The sequence below is a fragment of the Limnohabitans sp. WS1 genome (assembly GCF_003063265.1).
Taxonomy (GTDB): Bacteria; Pseudomonadota; Gammaproteobacteria; order Burkholderiales; family Burkholderiaceae_C; genus Limnohabitans_A.
In genome coordinates this window covers 62,706-82,184 of the sequence record NZ_NERU01000011.1, presented here as the reverse complement: position 1 = coordinate 82,184, position 19,479 = coordinate 62,706, and the positions used below count along the sequence as shown (strand labels likewise).

Genomic DNA, 19,479 nt, shown 5'->3' with positions numbered 1-19,479 from the left:
ACCAAATGGAGACATTGCGCAGAATGGTCAGGGGGTCGAGCCTTTTTTGAGCCCAGCCAAGACACCAAATGGATTGGGGCGTTCGGCGGCCATTTCAAATTCCGGGTCAACGGCTGTGGTGGGCAACACCTCTGGGCATGTGTCATGCAAAGGAACAAGAGGCAAAGACAAAATCAACTCGTCCTCGACCAAGGCCAATGCATCGAAATCGCGGCTGATCACCAAAATATCCTCCTCAGCCTCATCGTCCAAAGCGGCAGCTGTGGCCTCATCCGCCACAAAACGAAAGGACTGCTGAGCCTGCACCTTTGTCAAAACAGGTGACAAACAGCGCTGGCACTGCATGGGCAAACTCACTTCAGCGTTCAAATCGAGCCAAATTTCATCGCCATGCCCCAGCTTGGGGACGCTTCGACCTTGCAAATGCCACAGCACAGGGCCCGCAAGCACGTCGACTCCAAATTGCTCTTCGAACAAACGCGGCCAGGCGGTCAAAGCCCCCTCGCCCGACAATGCAGCACCCTCACGGGCAAACGACAACAAATCCAAATGTTGAGGGTCTAATTTTTTATCCATGACGCCAGTGTAAGAGAATCACCTCTTTGAATTTCATTTGGATTTGCGCTTTGACATCGACCAAGACCTCAAATCACAACCCGCACGCCAGCGGCCCGAACCTGGTGTTGGGATCGACTTCACGCTACAGACGCGAGTTGCTTGAACGCCTGCGCATTCCCTTTCAGGTGGTTGCCCCTTTGGTTGACGAAACACCCATGCCTGGCGAGCAGCCTAAAGCCTTGGCATTGCGCTTGGCCTTGGCCAAAGCCCGCGCCGTGGCTGCCTTGAATCCCCTAGCGGTGGTCATTGGATCTGATCAGGTGGCCGATCTGGCTGGACAAGCTCTGGGCAAACCAGGAGACCATGAGCAAGCGGTTCAACAACTGCGTCAAATGCGTGGCCAAACGGTGATTTTTCAAACCGCACTGGCCGTGATTTGCTTGGCAACCGCTTTCGAACAAGTCGAATTGGCCGAAGTGCGGGTGGTGTTTCGCGACCTGAGCGATGCAGAAATCGAGGCGTATCTTCAAGCAGAAAAACCTTACGACTGCGCCGGCAGCGCCAAAAGCGAAGGACTCGGCATTGTTTTGCTTGAATCCATTGACAACGATGACCCCACCGCACTGGTCGGTCTTCCCTTGATCCGCACAGCACGCCTGCTGCGCCAAGCCGGCATCAAATTGCTGTGAACATGTCCTCATCTCTCATGAAAAACGATCCAGGGCATTTGTTTTTGGTCCCCACTCCTTTGGACTTTGGCTGCGCTGAGTCATCGCCCATCACCGATGTATTGCCGCAAGCGACTTTGAAAACCGCATCGGAAATCAGGCACTGGGTCTGTGAAAACGCCAAATCGACCCGCGCATTTTTAAAGCGCGTGAATGAAATTCACCCTTTGGCCGTTCCGTTGTCCGAGCAGACCATCACCGAACTGCCGCGCCATGTGCACAAAAAAGGCGATCATCAATCTGGTTTTGATGGCAAACCGCTTTTATCGGCTGCATTAGATGGACATCACGTGGGTCTGCTCAGCGAAGCAGGCATGCCTGCCGTGGCGGACCCCGGCAGCTCGGTGGTGCGTGCCGCTCACGATCTGAATTTGAAGGTGGTGCCCTTGGTGGGTCCCGTGTCTTTGCTGTTGGCCTTGGCCGCCAGTGGCCTGAACGGTCAAAATTTTGCTTTTGTGGGGTACTTACCGCAAGATGCCGCTGAGCGAGCAGCACGGGTCAAGCAACTTGAAAATCTAGCGCAAAGAACCGGTCAAACACAACTTTGGATCGAGACCCCGTACCGCAATGCGGCCATGCTGTCGACCTTGGTACAAGGTCTTCAAGGGTCAACCCGATTGGCCATTGCCAGCGGCCTGACCTTGGCCACGGCCAGCATCCAAAGCCACAGTGTGGGCCAATGGAAAAAGGGAATCAAAGGTCCGGATGGTCACACGCCTGCGGTGTACGCCATCGGACCTTGATGGTCAACGCAGCCCTGTGCTCGCACGCAGGGCTCGAACAGAGCCCTCGCCCACGGCTGCACCAAAACGCTTGACCAAGCGCTCAGCCACGTTTTCGCGCTGGGTGTAATCAATCACATCGGGGGCTTGTACCACCTCACGGGCCACCCCATCCACACTGCCCAAACTGTCTGCCAAGCCCAAATCAACCGCTTGCTGACCACTCCAAAACAAGCCACTGAACATGTCAGGCGTTTCTTTCAGCCGATCCCCCCGCCCTTTTTTGACCACGTCTATGAATTGGTTGTGAATTTGATCCAGCATGGCTTGGGCGTGTTTGCGTTGGGCCTCGGTTTGCGGGCTGAAAGGATCCAAAAATCCCTTGTTGGCACCCGCCGTCATCAGTCGACGCTCCACACCCAGCTTGTTCATCAGTTCGGTGAAACCAAAACCATCCATCAACACCCCGATGCTGCCCACGATGCTGGCCTTGTCCACATAAATTTTGTCAGTCGCTGCGGCAATGTAGTACGCCGCCGAAGCACAAGACTCTTCAACCACCGCATAAATGGGTTTGTTGTGAACGGCTCTCAGACGAACAATTTCATCGTTGATGAGACCCGCTTGAACCGGACTGCCCCCTGGAGAGTTGATCAACAAGATCAAGGCCTGCGACCCCGAATCCTCCAGAGCCAATCGCATGGCTGACATGACGTTTTCAGCGCTGGCCTCGGTTTCTGCGCCAATTTCTCCCACAATGGTGACCAAAGCGGTATGCGGCAAGGCAGGATGACTTGTGGGAGATTTGTAGCTGAACGCTTGCCAGAAAACAAACACAAACAAAATGAGCCAAGCAAGGCGCAAGCCAACGCGCCAACGACGTGCGGAGCGTTGTTCATTCAATTGCGCAAAAGCCAAGCGCTCCAAGGTCTGTCGCTCCCACCCGTCGGCAGCGCTTGGGGTTGGCATTTTCAAAGGATCGTGAGGCGCGGTGGAGGACGTCAGGTCCTGTGGTTCTTGCATGTTCAAAATTCAAGGGGTTTCAAGTTGTAAGCAGTATGCCAGTGAACCACGCCATCACGTTCTGAGAGTTCAATTTTCACCAAACCACCACGGCATGGGCCGCCCGAGCAAGCCCCTGTATCGGCGTGGTAAGTCGCTCCATGCGTGGCACACATCAACCAGCGACCGGATTCATCGAAAAAACGGTCTGGCTGGTAATCCATTTCCATGGCCACATGGGTGCACCGGTTGAGGTAAGCATGCACTTGCCCCTTGTATCGAATGGCAAAAGCGCGGCACGTCTGGCCGGCATAAACAATGTCAAATGGCACAGCGCGACCGCTGTTGGTCAAATCCGCACTGTTGCACAAGGGGATCATCGGCTCCATGAAAACTCCTGTTCATGCGTGTTGTAACAACCATTGGTGCAAATCAAGCACGCTGTGGGCCACATATCGGGGCTTCAACTCATGAAATGCATCCGGTTCATGAGCGCCATAACTCACGCCCACACTGGCACAGCCCGCATTCAATGCCATTTGCAAATCGTGGGTGGTATCCCCAATCATCAAAGTGCGCTCGGGTTCAACGCCAAATTCACGCATCAACTCAAGCAGCATCAAGGGATGCGGCTTGCCTGCCGTTTCATCCGCCGTACGTGATCCGTCAAAACGTTCCCGCAACTCCACGGCTTGCAAAGCTTCATTCAATCCCTGACGGCTTTTGCCCGTTGCCACGGTCAACCAATGGTGGCGACTCTTCAAATCGTCCAGCATGTCCAGCACACCTTCAAAAAGGCTGATGTCGTTTTGGTGTTGAATGTAATGGTGGCGATATCGCTGACCCAAGGCGGGGTATTTTTCCTGAGGCACATCGGGAGCAGCGTGGGCCAAAGCGGGCATCAAGGCCATGCCAATCACGTAGGAAGCCGCCTCTCGCGTCGGCTCGCGCCCGCCCACATCCACGACCGCCCGCTGAATACAACGGGTGATGATCGCGGTGGAATCGAACAAAGTGCCGTCCCAATCAAAGGCAATCAGATCAAATTGCCGAGGTCGAAACTGATTCAAATCAAGTGACATGGTCTAAATATGCTTTCAATTCAGGAGGTAAATCGGCCTGCAAGGCCACCCGTTCAGCAGTCCCAGGATGGTTGAACTGCAAACGCCAAGCATGTAAAAACATGCGCTTGAGTCCCTTGCTTTCCAATTTTTGAAGCTGACGATTCCATTCAAAATCACCATATTTGTCATCCCCTGCGATGGGATGACCTTGGGCAGACAAATGAACCCTGATTTGGTGAGTTCGCCCGGTTTTGATGGTCACCTCCAGCAAAGTAGCGCCAGCCCAGCGCTGGGCCACCTTGACCAAGGTGATGGAGCGCATGCCATCCGGATCGTCAGGCGTGGTCACACGCACCCGGCGTTCGCCATCTTGCCCCTCTTTGCCAGGCAACAAAAACTTGAGCAGGGGCTGATCAATCACTTTCAGTTTGGCTGGCCATTCGCCCTTGACCAAGGCCAAATAAGTCTTGCCCGTCTCTCGCTCACGAAACTGGTCTTGCAAATGCTTGAGGGCACTGCGTTTTTTGGCTACCAGCAAAATGCCGCTGGTGTCGCGGTCTAAGCGATGCACCAACTCGAGCAGCTTGGCTTGTGGGCGGGCTTGGCGCAATTGTTCGATCACACCAAAGCTCACACCCGAGCCGCCATGCACGGCCACCCCGGAAGGTTTGTCAATGGCCAATAAAAAGTCATCTTCGAGCAGCACAGGAAACTCTCGTCCAGGCGCGGGATGCAGGGCCTTTTCAATCACCTTTTCAGACACCCGCACGGGGGGTAAACGCACTTGGTCCCCCGCTTCGACACGACTGTCCGCCGACGCGCGACCTTTGTTGATGCGCACTTCACCGCTGCGAATGATGCGATAAATGTGGGTTTTAGGGACCCCCTTGAGATGACGCATCAAAAAGTTGTCCAAACGCTGTCCCACGGACTCCTCATCCACCAACAACCATTTGACGGCAGGTGCTGCAGCTGGGGTTTGGGCATCTATAATGTGTTTCACTGGCAACTGGCTGTAAGTGGTTGATTCAGATGGAAATGAATTCCTGCAAATCAGGAGTTTAGTTCACCACCACCAAGCCAATCCAGATGGTCGATGCCACCCTCGGCACGTTTTGCAGACTGAAGGCGAGTGCCAACAGTGGCCAAACGACCCGGAGGTTGGGCCGACGCCCAGAAACCCAGATACGGAATACCCCAAGTTCAGCAGCCCTTTTGGCTGCTGAACGGATCAAAGCGAGATGGCTGTGTTGTTCGGAAATTTGTTGATGTGGATGAAATGGCTCACGAAGCCAAGCACACCCGTCACGCCTTGTGCCCGACAATTTGTCTTGGACACCGGAGGAAGCCTCCGGCAGTGGACGAATATTTGCATGCCCCTGGCCTCGCCCCATCCACGCGCCACGATCCCCCTTGCTGTACTTACGCACAGCTGAGCGGACGATCCTCCAAGGCAATTCCCTTCGTTTCTAGCGTCAGCTCCGGCAACGTGGGCTTTGCGGTTTTCTGAACCCAAAGCCGGTTGTGTAATCAGGCTTCAAATCGCAGACACTTCTGCGCTGGGGCCACCGCTGTCAATAAAGGAACGCATCATGAAACGGATGCTGATCAACGCCACGCAAGCTGAAGAGCGCCGCCTGGCCATCGTCGACGGACAAAAACTCCTCGACTACGAAATCGAAATCGAAGGCCGCGAACAACGCAAGGGCAACATCTACAAAGCCATTGTGACCCGCGTCGAGCCCTCGCTCGAAGCCTGCTTTGTGGACTACGGCGAAGACCGCCACGGCTTTTTGCCCTTCAAGGAAATCTCGCGCCAATACTTTGCTGAAGGCGTGTCCGTCAGCCAAGCCCGCATCCAGGACGTCATCAGGGAAGGCCAATCCCTCTTGGTGCAGGTCGAAAAAGAAGAGCGTGGCAACAAAGGCGCGGCGCTGACCACCTTCGTCAGTCTGGCAGGCCGCTATGTGGTGCTCATGCCCAACAACCCCCGTGGTGGTGGTGTCAGCCGCCGCATTGAGGGCGACGATCGGGCCGAGCTCAAAGAGGCCATGGACCAGCTGGAATACCCCAAGGGCATGTCCATCATCGCCCGCACCGCAGGCATCGGCCGCACAGCGCCAGAGCTGCAATGGGACCTGAACTACCTGCTCAAACTTTGGACCGCCATCGATGGCGCCACCCAGGGCAAAGGCGCTTTCCTGATTTACCAAGAATCGTCGCTGGTCATCCGCGCCATTCGTGACTATTTCAACAACGACATCGGCGACATCCTGATCGACACCGATGACATCTATGACCAGGCTCAGCAGTTCATGAGCCACGTCATGCCCGAATTCGCACCGCGCGTGAAGCGCTACCGCGACGACGCGCCCCTCTTTAGCCGTTTCCAGATCGAGCACCAGATCGAGTCGGCCTATGCCCGAACCGTGCAACTGCCCTCTGGCGGTGCCATCGTCATCGACCACACCGAAGCTTTGGTGTCGGTGGACGTCAACTCGGCCCGCGCCATCAAAGGCGGCGACATCGAGGAAACCGCGACCCGCACCAACCTGGAAGCCGCCGACGAAGTGGCCCGCCAGATGCGACTGCGCGACCTGGGTGGTCTGATCGTGATCGACTTCATCGACATGGATGAAAGCAAGAACCGCCGGGAGGTGGAAAACCGCTTGCGCGATGCGCTGCGCCAAGACAGGGCACGCGTTCAGTTCGGCTCCATCAGCAAGTTCGGCCTCATGGAAATGAGCCGCCAGCGCTTGAAACCTGCGCTGTCCGAAGGTGCGTCCATCCCCTGCCCACGTTGCGGCGGTGCGGGCCACATCCGTGACACTGAAAGCTCGGCGCTGCAAATTTTGCGGATCATTCAAGAAGAGTCCATGAAGGACAACAGCGCTGCCGTGCACGCCCAAGTGCCCGTCGAAGTCGCGTCTTTCCTGCTCAATGAAAAGCGCTCCGAGATTGCCAAGATCGAACTGCAGCAACGCATCAACGTGCTGCTGGTGCCCAACAAGTCGCTGGAAACGCCGCACTACAAGCTCGAGCGCTTGAAGCACGACGACCCACGCCTGGACCGCATCGAAGCCAGCTACAAAATGGCCGAAGAGATCGAAGACGCGACCACCGTGACGCGCCGCTCGCAAGAGCCCACCAACAAGCAAACGCCGGTCATCAAAGGCGTGCTACCCGATGCACCAGCGCCTGTGGCTCAGGCCAAACCCGAAATCGCCAAACCGGCCCCCAAAGCTGTCCAAGCCCCAGCGGTTGCAGCCGCTGCACCCACAGCGCCTTCCACAGGTGGTGGTTTCTTCGCTTGGTTGAAAAATCTTTTTGGTTCAAGTGCCACACCCCAAGCGCCTGTTGAACCCGTCAAAAAAGACATCAACACACCTGAATCACGCCGTGACAACGAACGTCGGGACAACGAGCGCCGAGAGGGACGCCGTGGTGGCCGCCGTGGTGAACGCGGTGAGGCCATCACGGGCGAAAGCCGCGCTCCACGCGAAGGTTCACGCGAAAACGGACGCCGTTCAGAAGGACGCATTGAAGGACGCGACAACGAAACACGCCCAGCCCGCAGCGAGCGACCTGAGCGTGGCGAACGCACGGAGCGGTCTGAGCGCCCCAGCGGCGAACGCATGGAGCGTGCTGAGCGACCCAATGGCGAACGCATGGAGCGGTCTGAGCGTCCCAACGGCGAACGCCCACAGCGCGACAGCCGACGTGGCGAAGCACGCGGTGAACCCCGAAACGAAGTGCGCGTAGAGACAACGGCTGAACTGAACGCTGAAAACACCGAAGCACGCTCAGACCGCGCACCTCGCGCTGATCGCAGCGAAGGCCAAGGTCGTCGCGAACGGGGCGAAAGAGGCGAAGGTCGTCGGGATCGGGCTGAACGCGGCGAACGTCGACAAGACGACAAAGCGCCCATGGAGCCCACGGTCACAGAACCCACAGGCAACGTGGCCGAAACCTCTGACAACCCGGTTACAGAAGGCCACGCGTCAGACAACACGTCTGAACGCCGCGAACGTCGCTCCAGGGATCGTTATGGTCGCGATCGCCGTGAACGCAATGCGGAGCCGCGTCAAGAAAACCCTGCGGAGCAAGACACGGCTCCCACCGGCCATGCTTTGGCTGCACCTGCAACGGAAACCTTGTCAGAAGAGCGTCCTGCGCCCCGCTCGTATTTCGAGCGGGCTCAGCAAGCTGCAGTGCCCACCGTCACGGAAACCGCCGCTGCAGCAAGCGACTCCAGCCCTGCGATGGTCAACGCAGCAGCGGCCGGCGCAAACTCAGAACCCCTTGCCAATACTGCAGCTGATCACACCCCGACTGCCGCAGCCCATGCCAGCCCTGAGCCTGTGGTATCTGCACCTGTGGCATCTGCACCGGTGACCACCAAGCCCGTGACGATCGAACAGACCGCAACGCCCGCAGAAACCGTCAAACAGGCGACCCACACAGAAGTTGCGCCCGTTGTTCAGGGATTACCTTCGGCCGTTCTGTACGAACTGCCCGTGGATCGTTTGCAACAAGTTGCACATGACTCTGGACTCATTTGGGTCAACTCGGATGCCGAAAAAATTGCAGCTGTTCAAGCCGCCATTGCAGCGGAGCCTCCCGTTGTGCGGATTCCGCGCGAACGCCCTGCTGCGGTGGTGGTGAATGAGGGCCCACTGGTGTTGGTCGAAACTCGCAAAGACCTGAACCAACTGAAAGTTCCCTTTTAACAAAGGTACTTTGGCTGCCTGAACCCTGACCCTTGGGGCTCTACAAAAAACCGGACCCAAGGTCCGGTTTTTTCATGAGGCTTCAACTGGGATTTTCAAATCGTTTGAGCAGCTTGCTTCCAAGCGTTTTTGGCCGCCTCTGCATCTTGTCTTTGCTCGGCCAATTCGGCCAGGGCACACCAAGCTTGGCGTCTGAGGGTTGGCTCAACCAAGGACTTGATCGATTGTGACAACAGGCCTTGGGCTTTGCCCCAGAGCTTGTGCCGCCAGCAAAGCATCCCGGCTAAAAACTGCAAATAAGGATCGCGGGGCAAGGCCTGTTGTGCACGTTCAATGCGCGACAACCAATCGAGGGCATCTTGCGACTGAGTATCGGCCAGACTGGCCTCTAAGGCTTGAACGAAACGCATGTCCACGGCATCTCGCCATGCCGTTGGGGTGTCCAACAAGGGCATGATCACTGCTTGCAGCCATTGCCTGGCCTGAAAGGGCTCGCCCCCCAATTGCAACCAACGCAAAGCGGCTTCAGCAGCCACTTCGGGCATCAACTTCTGAGCCGGTGTGAGTTTTTTCCAAACATGCTGCATGCCCTCTGCATCGTGCGTGCTGGCCACCCATTCCAGGATCAGCCGAGACACCAGACTCTGAGCCACCGAGGGAGAAAACGCCCTGTGCTTGGCCAGCAAAACCGCCGTCTCCAGCGCCTGCGCAGGTTGACCCGCCAAGCGGGCCGCCTTGAGTTGCAAACGCATGGCCACCATGCGGCGACCCGAAGCGGGTGGCAACTCCTTCAAACGGTCCAAGCTGCCTTGGGCATCCCGGTCGTCGAGCAACCAACGTGCTGCCCGCAATTGAACACCTTCCGTCAAGGTTTGCCGTTGGGCACTTTGCCCTTGCTGGGCGTGCAAGACCGCTTGAGCCAAATGATGTTGACGGCGGTCCCTGTCTTGCAACGCATGACTGGCCTCAGCGGCCATGATGTGGGCTACAGAGCGCAAAGAAACCGCATGGTCCAACTCGACACCGACCTCGCGCAGGTGTTCCTCTTTGTCAAGCACTGACTCTGCCGCTTTGCGAGCACGCAAAAAACGCCCAGCCATGAAGTGCCCCATGGCATCCAACAGATCGGCGTGCGCCGCTCTTTCTTTTTGTTGCACACGCCAACGCTGCGCCTGCTTGGGCAGTGACAACAAAGCAGCCAGTGCCTTTTGGGCCAAGACCACCAAGAGGACCACCAACAAAAAGGCCAAAACGGCTAAATTGAGTGAAACATCGACCCGCAAAGGCGAAAGGAAAAGGGTGACCGTGCCCTGGTTGTGACCGGCCAACCAAGCACCCGCCGCCGCAAGGGCAAACAAACTGATGAGCCATAAAGCAGCACGCATCCCGAATTACCTTCCCGCTGCAGCCGTGGCCAAGGCGGTCAATGACCCCTCCAGACCCGGCATGTCACCCGCACGCATTTGCACACTCGCTTGCTCCAAGAGTTGCAGCAACTGCGTGGTTTTGCGCGAATTGACATCGGCATATCGGCGCACCAAGATGGCCGCTGACCCCAAGTCCGCACGGGCCGAATCTTTTTGACGGGCCAACAAACCCATGCGGGCGTTGAGCAATTTGAGTTTGAGGTTTTCTCGCAAGAAAAACCCTTGCTCGGGTGACAGCAAGGCAGCATCAGGGGAATCGATGCGGCTGACCCTGATCAGACCTTTGAGCTGATCCCCAAAAGCATTCAAGCCAGCAACCCACCTCGATGGCGCTTGCGAATCGGCTTGGGGCGTGGGCGCAAGTTCTTGGCGCTGCCTGACACGGCCCAAAGCCTCATTGGCCAAGGCCAGCCCGTCCACCAAAGCCACCCCCTCGTCCAGCTGGATCAACAAGCCCGGCAAATCAAACACCTGCGTCGTGGTCAGGCGGTCGAGGTCTTTTTCCAAAGCACGCAATACCGGTGCCAAACGAGGCTGAGCCGAGCGTTGAACGCGTTTTTGAGCCGACTTCAAAGCAGCCAACATGGGCTCCAAGCTGCCCGTCAATTGCCCCTGCTGCTGCGCCATGCGCAATGCCGCCTCAATGTCCACCACCAGATTTTCATCGCGCGAGCGCGACAAGCTTTGCATCAACTCTTCCAGCTGGGTGCGCTGCAAGGCCACTTCGGCCAAACGAACCTCCATGAGTGCCACACGGGCAGCGCTGTCTTGCACCAATTCCTGAGATTGTTTGGCCCACGTCTTGGCCTCCAGCGCTTGCAAGCCTGTGTCGGCGCTTTGACGGGCCAACTGCTCTTGAATGCGTGAAAGCTTTTGCCAAAGCAACACCGACACCCCCAAGGCGATGACCGCCACAGCGGCCACCAAAGAAATCGCCAACCGCGAATGCACAGCAGATTTGGGGGCTGACCGGTCGGATGCGGTCATGTCAGGAGTGGGTGTCATGCCCACGATTTTATCGACACGGCTTGCGCCTCGAGGCTGGCGGGTACGGTCTGCACACAGCCCCAACCGGCCGCTTGCAAGCGTTGGGCAATGCGGGGGTGCGTGGCAAAGGCCCGGGCTTGACTCCAAGGCAAATCGGGGCAAGATTCAAGCAGGTGCTGCGCCGCCTCTGAACTGCTGAACAACCACCAAGCCCCCTCAGCAAGGGCCTTTTCAATCCGATGTCGTTGGGCTGAATCCAGGGCTGGCGCTTGACGTGCGTAAGCCACGGTCTGGCTCACTTCAAGCCCTGCAGACATCAATTGCCGTGCCAGCCAATCGCGCCCGGCCAATTGCCCCTGTGCATCGGCACCACGAACAATCAAAACCGAAGGCTTGCTTGGGCACTGATGGACAGCCAAATCCACCCGTTCTTGCACCTTTTGCCACAAAGCTTCTGAGTCGAACTGCGGCGAATTTGCATCTGGGGAATCGATCAACTCAGCAGGCCAGCCTGCAACCAACAAGGCCGAGTCGGTGCCTGGGCCAGTGGACCAGGCACGACAAGTGGGCATGGGCTGGCCTGCAGGCCGGGCAGCCATGAAAAAACGCACCGCATTGGCGCTGACAAACATGAGCGCCAAGTGGCTTGGCACACCGGCCCAAACGCCGGCCAACACCGAAGTTTCGGGCAAAGCCGCAATTTGAATCAAAGGCAGGGTTTCGCAGTCAATGCCTTTTGACTGCAACGCGGCCGCCCAGACCCTCGCTTCACGCTCCGGGCGCGTCACCATCACCCGAATCGAATGCCCTTGGCGCTCCAAGCTTGGCACTTGTACAAGGCCTGACGGGGGCATGGCAGCGTGAAAAGTCAATGCGCCCCGTCGCGTTGCAGGGCTTGCGCGACACGCAGACCCAAAGCCTCGGCCCCGGCCAGGTCTTGGGCGGTCACGTCTTCGGCGGCGGTCACCAGCGTGGCCGCCCCATCCGGATCACCCCAGGCCGCTTGCAGCTTGAGCACACCGCCCTCAATCGTGGCGTGCGCGGCCAAAGGCATGGAACAGCTGCCGCCCATGGCGCGGCTCACGGCTCGCTCGGCCGCCACACGCTGCCAGCTCACGCTGTCGGCCAGCGGTGCCAGCAAGGCGCGCAAATCGGGCCGGTTGCTGCAAATTTCGATGCCCAGTGCGCCCTGCCCTGCGGCGGGCAGCATCTCGCTGGTTTCAAAGATATGGCGAATCCGTTCGGACAAACCCAGGCGCTTGAGGCCCGCTGCCGCCAGCACAATGCCTGCGTACATCCCTTCGTCCAGCTTGCGCAATCGCGTGTCCAGATTGCCACGCAGGGGCTCGATCTTCAAATCGGGGCGCAGTGCCCGCAGCAGCACCGTGCGGCGCAGACTCGATGTGCCCACCACCGCGCCGTGTGGCAAATCCTCCAGACGGGCGTATTGCGGCGAAACCCAAGCATCGCGCGGGTCTTCGCGCTCCATCACGCAGGCCAGCTCAAAGCCCTCGGGCATGTCCATGGGCACATCTTTGAGCGAATGCACCGCGATGTCAGCGTGGCCCTCTTGCAGCGCCACCTCCAGCTCTTTGACAAACAAGCCCTTGCCGCCCACCTTGGACAGACTGCGGTCCAGAATTTGGTCGCCCTGGGTGGTCATGCCCAGCAACTTGACCGTGCAGCCAAGCCCCTCCAGCAAAGATTTGACATGCTCGGCTTGCCACAAAGCCAAACGGCTCTCACGGGTGGCGATGACGATGGAGGGTTGGGTGGTCTCGGTCACGGCGGATTCCTGAAAATAATTTTGATCCCATCAAAATGAAATCAATTGGTAATTTTGTCTCTCTTGGCGATGCTAGCATGACGTCAAGGCTGATTGACACCCGATTGTCTCTCGGTTGGCACTTCTGCCACAAGGCCTCCAACCTTTGCTCACCCGATCCACCCCCATCCGCGCAGCACACCATGAAACAGGCCCTCCCCAAAGCCACCCTATCTGCCAAGGCCAGCGCCAGCGTCCCCAACAAAAGCGAAAAACGCGACAGCGAACGCCCCCTGGTCGAAGACATTCGCTTGCTGGGCCGCATTTTGGGCGATGTGATCCGCGTGCAAGAAGGCCCCGAGGCCTATGAGCTGGTCGAGCAAATCCGCAAACTCTCTGTCGCTTTCCGGCGCGACGCAGACCATGAAGCCGACAAAGCCCTGAAAAAACTGCTCAAAAGTCTGACCGGCGACCGCGCGGTGAGCGTGATCCGCGCCTTCACCTATTTCAGCCACTTGGCCAACCTGGCCGAAGACCGCCACCACATCCGCCGCCGCGCCATCCACGAGCGTGCGGGCCACACCCAAGAAGGCAGCATCGACGTGGCGCTGCAGCGCCTGCGCTGGGCGGGCATCACGCCGCGCAGCATCTCGGACATGCTGGCCACCAGCTATGTCTCGCCCGTGCTCACGGCCCACCCCACCGAAGTGCAGCGCCAAAGCATTCTGGACGCCGAGCGCGACATCGCCCACCTGCTGACCGAGCGCGACACCATCAAGGCCCGCGCCGCCGCTGTGAACGCCACCAAAGACGCCCTGACGCCCAAAGAACTGGCCGCCAACGAGTTGCAAATGCGCGCACGCGTGATGCAGCTGTGGCAAACCCGTTTGCTGCGGTTTACCAAACTCACCGTGGCCGACGAGATCGAAAACGCATTGAGTTACTACGAAGCCACCTTTTTGCGCGAAATTCCCAAGCTCTATGCCGAGTTGGAACAAGCCCTGCCCGGCCAGCCAATAGCCAGCTTTTTGCGCATGGGCCAATGGATTGGCGGCGACCGCGACGGCAACCCCAACGTCACCGCCCCCACGCTCGAACACGCCCTGACCCGCCAATGTGACGTGGCCCTGCGCCACTACCTGACCGAGGTGCATTTTTTGGGCGGCGAGCTGTCGCTGTCGGCCATGCTGGTGCCCTTTGGCCCCGACATGCTGGCCCTGGCCGAGCGCTCGCCCGACAACAACGAACACCGCCAGGACGAGCCCTACCGCAGGGCCCTCACCGGCATGTATGCCCGCCTGGCCGCCACCCTGAAAAAACTCACAGGCGGTGAAGCCGCCCGCCACGCCGTGGCCCCGCAAAACCCTTATGCCAGCGCCGAAGCATTTCTGGCCGACCTGCGGGTGATCGAAGCCTCGCTGTGCAGCCACCACGCCGAAGCCCTGGCCGGCCAGCGTCTGCACCCGCTGATCCGCGCCGTCGAGGTGTTTGGCTTTCATCTGGCCACGGTGGACCTGCGCCAAAGCTCGGACCAACACGAAGCAGTCGTCGCCGAGCTGCTGACCACTGCACGCGTGGAAAAAAACTACAGCCAACTCGACGAACACGCCAAGCAAGCGCTGCTGCTGGGCCTCTTAAACGACGCCCGCCCGCTGCGCGTGCCCGGGGCCGCCTACAGCGCCCACACCCTCTCGGAACTGGCCATTTTTGACACCGCGCAACGCATGCTGCGCTGTTTCGGTCGGGAGGCCATTCGCCACTACATCATCAGCCACACCGAAACCGTGAGCGACTTGCTGGAAGTGCTGCTGCTGCAAAAAGAAATGGGGCTGCTGCGCGGCACGCTGGACGCGCAAGCACACAACGACCTGATCGTGGTGCCCCTGTTCGAGACCATCGAAGACCTGCGCAACGCCGCGCCCATCATGCGCGACTTTTATGCCCTGCCTGGCGTGGCGGCGCTGATTGCACGCTCGGGCGGTGAGCAAGACATCATGCTGGGTTACTCGGACAGCAACAAAGACGGCGGCATCTTCACCAGCAACTGGGAGCTGTACCGCGCCGAAATCGCCTTGGTCGAGCTGTTTGACAAACTCAAGTGCAGCCACGGCATCACCTTGCGCATGTTCCACGGCCGAGGCGGCACCGTGGGCCGGGGCGGCGGCCCCAGCTACCAGGCCATCTTGGCCCAACCCCCGGGCACCGTGCGCGGCCAGATCCGCCTGACCGAACAAGGCGAAGTGATCGGCTCCAAATACGCCAACCCCGAAATCGGCCGCCGCAACCTCGAAACCCTGGTCGCCGCCACTTTGGAGGCCACCTTGCTGCAACCCACCAAGCCCGCCACCCGGGCCTTTCTGGACGCAGCGGCCGAGTTGTCAGAGGCCAGCATGGGCGCCTACCGCGCCCTGGTCTACGACACCCCCGGCTTCACCGACTACTTTTTTGGGGCCACCCCGCTCAAAGAGCTGACTCAGCTGAACATCGGCTCGCGCCCTGCCTCGCGTAAGGCCCTGCAAAAAATCGAAGACCTGCGCGCCATCCCCTGGGGCTTCAGCTGGGGCCAATGCCGCCTGACCTTGCCCGGCTGGCTGGGCTTTGGCTCCGCAGTGGCGGCCTTTTTGGACAAACCCGAGGCGGCCGAGCGCCAAGCCGCGCTGGCCTTGCTGCAAAAGATGTACCGCCAATGGCCGTTTTTCCGCACCCTGCTGTCCAACATGGACATGGTGCTGGCCAAGAGCGATTTGGCCCTGGCCTCAAGGTATGCCGAACTGGTGGGCGACGCCCGACTGCGCAAAAAAATCTTTGCCGCCATTGAGGCCGAATGGCACCGTACCGCCGATGCGCTCACGCAAATCACGGGCGAGAAAAGCCGCCTGGCCAGCAACCCCGCGCTGGACCGTTCGATTCGCCACCGTTTCCCCTACATCGACCCGCTGCACCACCTGCAAGTCGAGTTGATCCGCCGCTACCGCGCAGGCTTGGCCGACGAGCGTGTGCAGCGCGGGATTCACATCTCGATCAACGGGATCGCAGCAGGGCTGCGCAATACGGGTTGAGCAGCACCCAAAAGGTGCCCGCATGAGCACCTTTATAAGCACTCTTAACAGCTCATGACCCATCAAATTTTGAAAGCCTCGCATGTCCATGCTCAACGCCCTGCCCACGTTTCCAGCCGCCAAAGACTGTGACCCTGTCCAACTCGGCTGGATGCAAGGCTCACCACCGCCCGCCGACAAAATCATCCGCTTTCAAGATGGCAGCGGCTACCGTTTTCCGCAACTGCGCTGGAGCTTTGCGCATTACCGGCAGCTGGTGCCCACGGTCACGGTGTCCAAAGGGCTGACACCCTCCACGCCTTTGCCATTGGCCCAACGTGCCTTGCCGAGCGTCAGTTACACCCCCATGGGCGGCACAGGCCTTTGCAACTGGGCCGACATGATGGAGGCCACCTACACCGATGCGCTCGTGGTCATGCACCAAGGGCAGGTGATTTTTGAGCACTTTGGCGGTGTGATGAACCCCGGGCGTGAGCACATTGCCATGTCGGTGTCCAAGTCGTTCATGGGTTTGCTGGCTGCTTGCCTGGTCGCCGATGGGCGGCTGGACGATGCGCAGCGGGTTGACCATTACATCCCCGAACTCGCGGGCAGCGGCTTTGGCGATGCCACCGTGCGGCAGGTCATGGACATGACCACCGGCATCGACTACACCGAAAACTACGCCGACCCACAGGCCGAAATCTGGAACCACATGCGTGCAGGCGGCGTGATGCCCAGCCCACCGGGCTACAGCGGCCCGGGCAGCTTTTATGACTACCTCAAAACCGTGCGCAAACTCGGAGAGCACGGCGACAGCTTCACTTACCGCACGGCCAACACCGATGTGCTGGGCTGGATCGTGCGCCGCGTGAGCGGTCAAAACACAGAGCAAATGCTGTCCGAGCGCATCTGGCAGCCCATGGGGGCCGAGCTGGACGCGTATTACACGGTGGACCCGATCGGCACCGCCTTTGCGGGCGGGGGCCTGAACACCGGCCTGCGCGACTTGGCGCGGTTTGGCGAATTGGTGCGCAACCATGGATGCGTCGGCCACCAACAAGTCTTGCCCGCAGCCGCCGTGGCCGACACCTTTGCGGGAGCCGACCCGGCCCGTTTTGCGGCCAATGGCCCACCCACGCTGGCGGGATGGAGCTACCGCAACATGTGGTGGGTGTCGCACAACGCGCACGGTGCCATCATGGCGCGGGGCGTGCACGGGCAAAACATCTACATCGACCCCCAGGCCGAGATGGTGATTGCACGCTACGCCTCGCACCCGGTGGCGGCCAACATCGCCAACGACCCGCACACCCTGCCCGCCTACCACGCCTTGGCGCTCGCCTTGCTGGCTGAACGATAAGGGCTGAGGGCTGGAAAGCCCATGCGAATCGAAGCCCGATAAAATTGCGGGCTTATGACAAACCAACTCGACAAAAAATCCCAAGCCTGGTCCGCCCTTTTTTCTGAACCCATGAGCGAGTTGGTCAAGCGCTACACCGCCAGCGTGTTCTTTGACAAGCGCCTGTGGCAAGCCGACATCCAGGGCTCGCTGGCCCATGCCGACATGCTGGCAGCGCAAAAGATCATCGGTGCCAGCGACCTGGCCGACATCCAGCGCGGCATGGCGCAAATCACCCAAGAAATTGAATCCGGCGCTTTTGAGTGGAAGCTCGACCTGGAAGACGTGCACCTGAACATCGAGGCACGCCTGACCCAGCTGGTGGGCGATGCGGGCAAGCGTCTGCACACCGGCCGCAGCCGCAACGACCAGGTGGCCACCGATGTGCGCCTGTGGTTGCGCAGCGAGATGGACCTGATCATCGACTTGCTGGTCGTCCTGCAAAAGTCACTGGTCGATGTGGCCGAGCAAAACGTCGAGGTGATCCTGCCGGGCTTCACCCACCTGCAAGTGGCCCAGCCGGTGAGCTTTGCGCACCACCTGCTGGCCTATGTGGAAATGTTCAGCCGCGATGCCGAGCGCATGAGCGACGTGCGCCGCCGCACCAACCGCCTGCCGCTGGGCAGCGCCGCCTTGGCCGGCACCACCTATCCGCTGGACCGCGAACGCGTGGCGCGCACGCTGGGCATGGTCGATGAGGCGGGCAACCCGCAGGTCTGCCAAAACAGCCTGGACGGCGTGAGCGACCGCGACTTTGCGATCGAATTCACCGCTGCCGCCAGCCTGTGCATGGTGCACATCAGCCGCTTCTCTGAAGAGTTGATTTTGTGGATGAGCCAGAACTTCGGCTTTGTGCGCATTGCCGACAGGTTCACCACCGGCTCGAGCATCATGCCGCAGAAGAAAAACCCCGACGTGCCCGAGCTGGCACGCGGCAAAACAGGCCGTGTGGTCGGCCACCTGATGGGCCTGATCACCCTGATGAAGGGCCAACCCCTGGCCTACAACAAGGACAACCAGGAAGACAAAGAGCCGCTGTTCGACACGGTGGACACGCTCAAAGACACGCTGCGCATCTTCAGCGAAATGGTCGGCGGTCAGGTCAACCCCGCGACGGGCGTCAAAGAAGGCGGCATCACCGTGAACGCCGCCGCCATGGAAGCGGCCGTGAAAAAGGGCTACGCCACCGCCACCGACTTGGCCGACTATTTGGTGAAAAAAGGCCTGCCCTTCCGCGATGCCCACGAGGTGGTGGCCCACGCGGTCAAGACCGCTCAGGGCTTGGGTGTGGACTTGTCAGAGCTGCCGCTGGAAACCCTGCAAAAATTCGACAGCCGCATCGAAGCCGATGTGTTCGGGCCACTCAGCCTGCAAGGCTCAATGAACGCCCGCAACACCTTGGGCGGCACCGCGCCTGAACAGGTGCGCTTTCAAATTGCACGCCACCGCAGCCGCTTGGGCTGAGGCGGTGTAGCCCATCCAAGCCATCAATTCAAATCAAGAAATTGCGGCTTTGGACATCACGCGCGTGATGAAGAACACGAACGACCGTGATGCCGCAGTCACTTGGGCAGTAGTACAAGTTGTAAGAGCTTGAGGTGGGCCAACACCGAATGCCTTCAGCAAGTTCCGGCCTCGCACGCCCCATCAAAGGCTGAAGGGCGAGCGTTTGAGCTTCCTGTTGAATGACATCCAATACATGGTCTGCCGCTTCAAAGCTTTGTTCAGCAATGAAGGTCCATGCTTCCAGCAAATCCGTCTCTGCGCTTTGCGCAAACGATACCGTGGACATCAGGGCATCTTTTGAGGGGCACGGCCTCGCGCCTTGATGGTGGCCATGTCCATCGGCTTGACGCGTCCTGCTTTGACGTCCTCCATGCCACGCTCAATGTCAGACTTGAGGGCCACCAGACTGGACTGCTGAACAGACTGATACGCCTCAAAGAGTCTGAGCGCCTCTCGAATGACTTCGCTGGCGGAACCATACATGCCAGAAGCAACATGCTGGCGAACCCGGGCCTCGAGCTCCATGGGCAAAGATACATTGAGCGCCATT

General features: G+C 59.3%; 17 protein-coding genes. 6 read left to right on the top strand and 11 right to left on the bottom strand.

Translation table 11 applies throughout. From position 1 onward, the window contains the following. Nucleotides 1–27 precede the first annotated feature (27 nt). Nucleotides 28–576: a DUF177 domain-containing protein gene (locus B9Z48_RS13930; protein ID WP_108379179.1), complete on the bottom strand. Its 549-nt coding sequence runs from the start codon at nucleotides 574–576 to the stop codon at nucleotides 28–30. Nucleotides 577–680: 104 nt separating this feature from the next. Here B9Z48_RS13930 and B9Z48_RS13925 point away from each other — a divergent pair, with 104 nt between their 5' ends. Both B9Z48_RS13925 and B9Z48_RS13920 read left to right on the top strand, forming a co-directional pair. Then, nucleotides 681–1,247: a Maf family nucleotide pyrophosphatase gene (locus tag B9Z48_RS13925; protein WP_108379241.1), complete on the top strand. Its 567-nt coding sequence runs from the start codon at nucleotides 681–683 to the stop codon at nucleotides 1,245–1,247. A gap of 2 nt (nucleotides 1,248–1,249) precedes the next feature. Further along, entirely contained in the window at nucleotides 1,250–2,029 is a 780-nt protein-coding gene (locus B9Z48_RS13920; protein WP_108379178.1) for an SAM-dependent methyltransferase, read from the top strand. Between the two features lie 3 nt (nucleotides 2,030–2,032). On the opposite strand, the gene B9Z48_RS13915 is transcribed toward B9Z48_RS13920, so the two are convergent. From B9Z48_RS13915 to B9Z48_RS13900, 4 genes are read right to left on the bottom strand one after another with little or no spacing between them, the layout of a single operon-like run. Then, on the bottom strand, nucleotides 2,033–2,977 hold the full coding sequence (locus tag B9Z48_RS13915; RefSeq protein ID WP_233261131.1) for a S49 family peptidase: 945 nt from the start codon (nucleotides 2,975–2,977) through the stop codon (nucleotides 2,033–2,035). A 56-nt stretch (nucleotides 2,978–3,033) separates the two neighbouring features. After that, nucleotides 3,034–3,399: a Rieske 2Fe-2S domain-containing protein gene (locus tag B9Z48_RS13910; RefSeq protein WP_089955001.1), complete on the bottom strand. Its 366-nt coding sequence runs from the start codon at nucleotides 3,397–3,399 to the stop codon at nucleotides 3,034–3,036. A gap of 12 nt (nucleotides 3,400–3,411) precedes the next feature. Continuing rightward, a complete protein-coding gene (locus tag B9Z48_RS13905) occupies nucleotides 3,412–4,092 on the bottom strand; it encodes an HAD family hydrolase (protein ID WP_089955005.1) in 681 nt (226 codons plus the stop codon). Beyond that, nucleotides 4,082–5,077 (bottom strand): RluA family pseudouridine synthase, encoded by a 996-nt coding sequence (locus B9Z48_RS13900; protein WP_108379239.1) that lies wholly within the window; start codon nucleotides 5,075–5,077, stop codon nucleotides 4,082–4,084. The genes B9Z48_RS13905 and B9Z48_RS13900 overlap by 11 nt, the downstream gene beginning before the upstream one ends. 589 nt (nucleotides 5,078–5,666) lie before the next feature. Here B9Z48_RS13900 and B9Z48_RS13895 point away from each other — a divergent pair. Beyond that, nucleotides 5,667–8,804 carry an Rne/Rng family ribonuclease gene (locus B9Z48_RS13895; protein ID WP_108379174.1) on the top strand — a complete coding sequence of 1,046 codons (3,138 nt, stop codon included), beginning with the start codon at nucleotides 5,667–5,669 and terminating at the stop codon, nucleotides 8,802–8,804. Nucleotides 8,805–8,899: 95 nt separating this feature from the next. Here B9Z48_RS13895 and B9Z48_RS13890 read toward each other — a convergent pair whose 3' ends face one another. From B9Z48_RS13890 to hemC, 4 genes are read right to left on the bottom strand one after another with little or no spacing between them, the layout of a single operon-like run. After that, nucleotides 8,900–10,189: a heme biosynthesis protein HemY gene (locus B9Z48_RS13890; RefSeq protein WP_108379172.1), complete on the bottom strand. Its 1,290-nt coding sequence runs from the start codon at nucleotides 10,187–10,189 to the stop codon at nucleotides 8,900–8,902. A 6-nt stretch (nucleotides 10,190–10,195) separates the two neighbouring features. Next, nucleotides 10,196–11,218: a uroporphyrinogen-III C-methyltransferase gene (locus B9Z48_RS13885; RefSeq protein ID WP_228769129.1), complete on the bottom strand. Its 1,023-nt coding sequence runs from the start codon at nucleotides 11,216–11,218 to the stop codon at nucleotides 10,196–10,198. 14 nt (nucleotides 11,219–11,232) lie between these two features. Beyond that, nucleotides 11,233–12,072, bottom strand: a complete 840-nt coding sequence (locus B9Z48_RS13880) for a uroporphyrinogen-III synthase (protein WP_108379170.1) — start codon at nucleotides 12,070–12,072, stop codon at nucleotides 11,233–11,235. A 14-nt stretch (nucleotides 12,073–12,086) separates the two neighbouring features. Next, the gene (hemC, locus tag B9Z48_RS13875; protein ID WP_108379168.1) at nucleotides 12,087–13,004 is read right to left on the bottom strand and encodes a hydroxymethylbilane synthase; all 918 of its coding nucleotides are present in this window, start codon (nucleotides 13,002–13,004) and stop codon (nucleotides 12,087–12,089) included. Nucleotides 13,005–13,186: 182 nt separating this feature from the next. Here hemC and ppc point away from each other — a divergent pair, with 182 nt between their 5' ends. The 3 genes from ppc to argH all read left to right on the top strand — a co-directional run bounded on the left by ppc (nucleotide 13,187) and on the right by argH (nucleotide 18,887). Continuing rightward, nucleotides 13,187–16,042 carry a phosphoenolpyruvate carboxylase gene (gene ppc, locus B9Z48_RS13870; RefSeq protein WP_233261130.1) on the top strand — a complete coding sequence of 952 codons (2,856 nt, stop codon included), beginning with the start codon at nucleotides 13,187–13,189 and terminating at the stop codon, nucleotides 16,040–16,042. A gap of 82 nt (nucleotides 16,043–16,124) precedes the next feature. After that, nucleotides 16,125–17,384 carry a serine hydrolase gene (locus tag B9Z48_RS13865; protein ID WP_108379166.1) on the top strand — a complete coding sequence of 420 codons (1,260 nt, stop codon included), beginning with the start codon at nucleotides 16,125–16,127 and terminating at the stop codon, nucleotides 17,382–17,384. A gap of 54 nt (nucleotides 17,385–17,438) precedes the next feature. Beyond that, nucleotides 17,439–18,887 (top strand): argininosuccinate lyase, encoded by a 1,449-nt coding sequence (gene argH / locus B9Z48_RS13860; protein ID WP_108379164.1) that lies wholly within the window; start codon nucleotides 17,439–17,441, stop codon nucleotides 18,885–18,887. Nucleotides 18,888–18,915: 28 nt separating this feature from the next. Here the strand turns inward: argH and B9Z48_RS13855 are convergent, their stop codons facing one another. Both B9Z48_RS13855 and B9Z48_RS13850 read right to left on the bottom strand, forming a co-directional pair. Further along, entirely contained in the window at nucleotides 18,916–19,215 is a 300-nt protein-coding gene (locus B9Z48_RS13855) for a type II toxin-antitoxin system RelE/ParE family toxin (RefSeq protein WP_108379162.1), read from the bottom strand. Then, nucleotides 19,215–19,478, bottom strand: a complete 264-nt coding sequence (locus tag B9Z48_RS13850; protein ID WP_108379160.1) for a type II toxin-antitoxin system ParD family antitoxin — start codon at nucleotides 19,476–19,478, stop codon at nucleotides 19,215–19,217. The genes B9Z48_RS13855 and B9Z48_RS13850 overlap by 1 nt, the downstream gene beginning before the upstream one ends. Between the last annotated feature and the right edge of the window lies 1 nt (nucleotide 19,479).